5 protein-coding genes are annotated in these 4,178 nt (G+C 54.9%); 1 reads left to right on the forward strand and 4 read right to left on the reverse strand.

Annotated elements, in window-relative coordinates; genetic code table 11:
* Positions 1-307: 307 nt before the first annotated feature.
* From BLR51_RS28530 to BLR51_RS28625, 3 genes are all read right to left on the reverse strand, one after another.
* Entirely contained in the window at positions 308-439 is a 132-nt protein-coding gene (locus BLR51_RS28530; RefSeq protein ID WP_278184874.1) for a hypothetical protein, read from the reverse strand.
* A gap of 412 nt (positions 440-851) precedes the next feature.
* Positions 852-1,472 carry an IS66 family insertion sequence element accessory protein TnpB gene (gene tnpB, locus BLR51_RS28390; RefSeq protein ID WP_165616964.1) on the reverse strand — a complete coding sequence of 207 codons (621 nt, stop codon included), beginning with the start codon at positions 1,470-1,472 and terminating at the stop codon, positions 852-854.
* A 584-nt stretch (positions 1,473-2,056) separates the two neighbouring features.
* A complete protein-coding gene (locus tag BLR51_RS28625) occupies positions 2,057-2,305 on the reverse strand; it encodes a transposase (RefSeq protein ID WP_375342706.1) in 249 nt (82 codons plus the stop codon).
* 472 nt (positions 2,306-2,777) lie between these two features.
* On the opposite strand from BLR51_RS28625, the gene BLR51_RS27600 reads away from it, so the two are divergent.
* On the forward strand, positions 2,778-3,149 hold the full coding sequence (locus tag BLR51_RS27600; protein ID WP_131821916.1) for a hypothetical protein: 372 nt from the start codon (positions 2,778-2,780) through the stop codon (positions 3,147-3,149).
* A gap of 289 nt (positions 3,150-3,438) precedes the next feature.
* On the opposite strand, the gene BLR51_RS27605 is transcribed toward BLR51_RS27600, so the two are convergent.
* Positions 3,439-3,834 carry a hypothetical protein gene (locus tag BLR51_RS27605; RefSeq protein WP_131821917.1) on the reverse strand — a complete coding sequence of 132 codons (396 nt, stop codon included), beginning with the start codon at positions 3,832-3,834 and terminating at the stop codon, positions 3,439-3,441.
* Positions 3,835-4,178 lie beyond the last annotated feature (344 nt).

A 4,178-nucleotide genomic window follows, 5' to 3' on the forward strand; every position in this document is an offset into this window, starting at 1 on the left:
ATGCACGCCGAACCGAGATGTCTGCCGCTATGACCCTGCTCCGCCTGTTCCGCCCCGCCCTTCTTGTGCTTGCGCTGCTGCCCGCCGGGGCCATGACTCATCAGCCCACGTCTGCCACATAGGTGGCGCGCACAAGAGAAGTGGACAAGGCCAAGCACGAAACTGCGAATGACCCCAGCCTGCAAGACTGCGGACAAAAGTGACAGCGCGCAAATAACGTCTTTGATCAATAATCGTCAGGGCGGATTTCCTGTCTCATGGTGATCTCCAGCTGCCGCAGCGCCCGGCCCGCAATCCGGGTGACGGACTAGGCGAAGAGGAACACCACGCTGCCGCTGGTCGAGGCATAGACCGCGAGCAGCGTGACCAGCAGCACCGACATCAGTCCGGCATAGGCGTCGAGATAATGGCGGATGACGGCGGCAAGGACCGGACTCATGGCGTGCTCCCTGTAGGGACCGGAACTGACCAGATACCGATCCAGTTCAGCAGTAAATCCCATCTTGCCACCCTGTGGGGGCCGTGCAAATTTCGCACAATATTCGTGCCTTTTTTCCGATTTAAGACAGCCATTCACTCCAGAGGCTTGGGCATGAAGCTCCGTGACATCCTGATTGCAAAACTGACAGTCGCCCTTGCCGCAGGCATCGTCCTTGTCGAATTTGTCGGCCATCCCTCGGATGGCCGCGCATACCGGTGGGCCATCTGTCGGAGCACGTGCTCCTTTTTACCGCGCTGATGCTGCCCGTCGGAATGTTTCGCCCGGACTGGATGATCTGGATGGTGCCGCTGGCCTGTTTTTTTGCCGTCGTGCTCGAGCTGTTCAGGCTGCACGGCAACCATGTTCATGGCTATGACGTGATCGCGGACGTTTGCGGTATCAGCCTTGCAACTGTCACCATCCCGCTGCTGCGCGCCATCGGTAGCTTCATCAGATCAAGATATGCGCGCCCTTGACCTGCACCCGGCATAGGCGTCGCAATAGCACGGTGAGGAGTACGGGGATCTGCTCGCTTCGCCCGGAAGACGAAGACCGTCCCGGTGAACGGATCCTCGGCTAGGATCGACTGCACCAAAACGGCCAGGCCGTCATGTCTCTTGCGGAAGTCTACCGGCTTGGTCGCCACCAGGATGTGGACACCTTGGGACGGCATCAGCATGTCGATGCTTCCAGGGCATGCGCGATCGCGCGCGGCGATCCGATCTGCCGACGTGTCGAGCGACAGCTCAATCAGCATCGCTCCCTTGACGATCCGGATCATCTGCTTGGGCTTCGCGTATGCCACCGCGTTCGTCTCGACCGGATCGCAAACGACCAGCGGAGCGAAGACTGGTTCGCCGATCTCCTCGGCGGGGAGAACCAGTTGTCCGTTCTTTGCCAGGCGCCGCCAGGCCGTGAGCTGGTTCGGGCGGATGCCATACCGACCGGCGGCCGCATGCACTGTCGCCCCCGGCTCCAAGGTCTCTGCCACAGCGCGAGGCCTTCGCATCGTCCGGCCAAAGCCGGTGACCCAACGCGTAGAACTCAACGCCCAGAGATTTGAGAAACGAATTTGTCGCGCACATTGAGAACCGCCCTCGCCATCATGGGATGGGTATCACCTCGCGGTGCCAGAGCTCATCTACAACGTGGGCCGCAGGCGCCGCTCTGATGTCTTTTTTCAAGGGGCGCGCCACGCGATTTGGAACGCCCGGGCGTTCGTCGTGGTCTGGACGCCCAAGTGTGGGCACGAGGTCTGAAGACGTCGGTGAACAAGCTCTGATGCGCGGGCTGGATACCGCAGGACCGATTGTGCGTCTCGGGGCGATTCCTATCTTACAACGGGCGTCAGCACGAAGCTGGCCACAAAGCGAGTGTCGGATATTCCCCTGCCGCCGACCTCGCGCCCGCCATTGGGCGCGTCGGGGAGCGAGCTCAGCGCGCGGGCATGGTGCGGCGGGCGATGTCCCACATGAACGCCGCCATCTCTCGCGCGATTGCCGCGGTGACGACGGTCGGTTTCTTGCCGCGCTGGCTGAGCTTGCGATATCGGGCCGTCAGGCGAGATTGCGCCTTCTACGCAATGTCCTGAACCTCCAGCGACTGCTCTCTGAGGATGTAGAGCTTCCGCTCGCCTGGTTGTGCCTGCAGGCGGTAAGTCCAAGCCCCCTCGATCAGATTGTGCCGCACGCGGACGTTGCCCGCGCGGGTGATGCCGCCGCGCCTGGTCGTCTTGCCGGTCGAGTATTCGCTCGACACGAGCCCGAGATAGGCCATCAGCGTCACAGGTGTCTCGACCCGCCGCACATCGCCGATCTCGGCCAATCAATTCTGACGTAGATCGTTCCATGGGCGTTCCGCATGTCTTCCCCCATCGCAAACGGACGGCACCCGTCGCCCCGCGATCAGCATACAGGCTGATCCGTCAGGGCCGGGCCGGTGAAAAAGACATGCGGTCTTACGTACAGGCTGCATTACAAGTAGCTTCATATAACCAGATTAGATCTATCTTCGCCGCATGTTTTCTCAGTGACACACCCATTTGAACTAGATTCTATTCGAATGGGTATAGGTAGGAAATTGCGGAGAGGTCGCACCCCACTTCTTGAAATTATCATTTATTTACAAATAACTAGCAGAGAGATCATCAAGGCCGCCCCTCTTGTCGGAAATCGGTTTAAAGAATAAATGCTCTCACTGCAGCACTCAATAAGAAGAACAAAAGCGCTTCCGTGTGCTTGATATTTTTATAAGTGGAGAATTTTAAGTAAACTTATAAAAGGGGAAGTATATCTTCATGACCTGGAAGCTTTTATTAAATATCACGGCCACAATTCTTGCTTCCCTTGCTGCGGCAGGAGTAACCTGCCACTTCTGGCCTCCATCATTTGAGCTCTTTGCCTCCGACAAAATAACTCATGCCATCTTTTTCGGCATGATATTGCTGCCCACATCATTCTTGATGCCCGGCCTTCTCCTTCCTGTCACTGCCTTTTCCATATCTCTGGCCACTGGAATAGAACTTATAGCGCGAGACCATTTCTGCCCATCTGATTTCATGTCTTGGTCTGCCGATCTAATTGGCATAACATCTTCCTACTGCATCATTTCAATTATTCATGGCATTATTCAGCGTAATGCTGACGAGCAAGACTTTGAGATAACATAATTTCAAATTCTCCATTCAATTCAGGCAAAATAAATAATCTGATCAAATCAGAGCGGCGACATGTAGATGGGGCGCTTGGCGCCCTATTTACCCACGTCCCCACGGCAAGCCCTGGATCGATGATGGCGCATCATGGGCGGAATTATCTTCTGAAGCCGTAATGAACTGGATTGACGACACGTTCCGAAGGCGTCTTGTCTTTGCAAGACGCTCTACCATCAGTGGGCGCGCTGGAGCGAGAAGGGAGTCTTCGTAAAGAAAGTCGTGAAAACGACCACCTATGAAGAACTCATGACAAGAGAAATACCATCTTCCAATTTCCTCCATCAAAATCGAGAAAGCAGTCCTTCAAGGCAAGTGAAATATTTCGTATAGAGGTTCGTACAATCTCATGTAGACTATCAAAAACTGCGACAATATTCTCTTTGGGCTCACCTGCAGACGAAATCACGCGAAACACCATGCGATCTCCAGTAATTCCTCCTGTCCGAATTATGAATTCTGAAAGAAGCGCAGACACTTCCTCGTCGCTCAGATTCCCCAAAATTAGGTCTGTAAAATCTTCTGTGCGTTTCTTGTCGCGACGGAGGAAAAAATGTGGATCTTTCATATAAAACCCTTGCCAAGAAAATTCATCTTCCCGCAGCTTTAGCCTGTTTAACGGCACTTGGTGGACAAATCGCATGCTTTACTCTCGTCGAGTCATTAGTGTGGTTTTTGCGAGTGTCGGCTAGAGGTGGTAACATTAGCCAAAAAAGCTCGCGTACTAACTACGACTTTACGCTTCTGCTTTTCACCTAGAACGGAGCCCGGGACTGAAAAGTCTGGCTGAAGTTGAGGTGGCATAAACTGGCGACAATCCAAAACTGAGGACTGCCTTCAGGTAAGGTAGTCCTATATGGCAAGGAATAGGTCCTGTTGACAAGAGGGGCTCTGATGGTGTGACCGCCCCCCGACGGCATCTAGTGTGCCAAGGTGGGTCAGCAATGATCCACGGGAGGGAGCGGTCATGTCGAAGATTACCACGGT

It is taken from the genome of Salipiger marinus (genome assembly GCF_900100085.1).
Lineage (GTDB): Bacteria > Pseudomonadota > Alphaproteobacteria > Rhodobacterales > Rhodobacteraceae > Salipiger > Salipiger marinus.

Excerpts from the sequence above, each read along its gene's own strand:
- BLR51_RS28530 (WP_278184874.1), bottom strand. The coding sequence starts at position 439 with ATGAGTCCGGTCCTTGCCGCCGTCATCCGCCATTATCTCGACGCCTAT.
- BLR51_RS27600 (WP_131821916.1), top strand. The coding sequence starts at position 2,778 with ATGACCTGGAAGCTTTTATTAAATATCACGGCCACAATTCTTGCTTCC.
- BLR51_RS27605 (WP_131821917.1), bottom strand. The coding sequence starts at position 3,834 with ATGCGATTTGTCCACCAAGTGCCGTTAAACAGGCTAAAGCTGCGGGAA.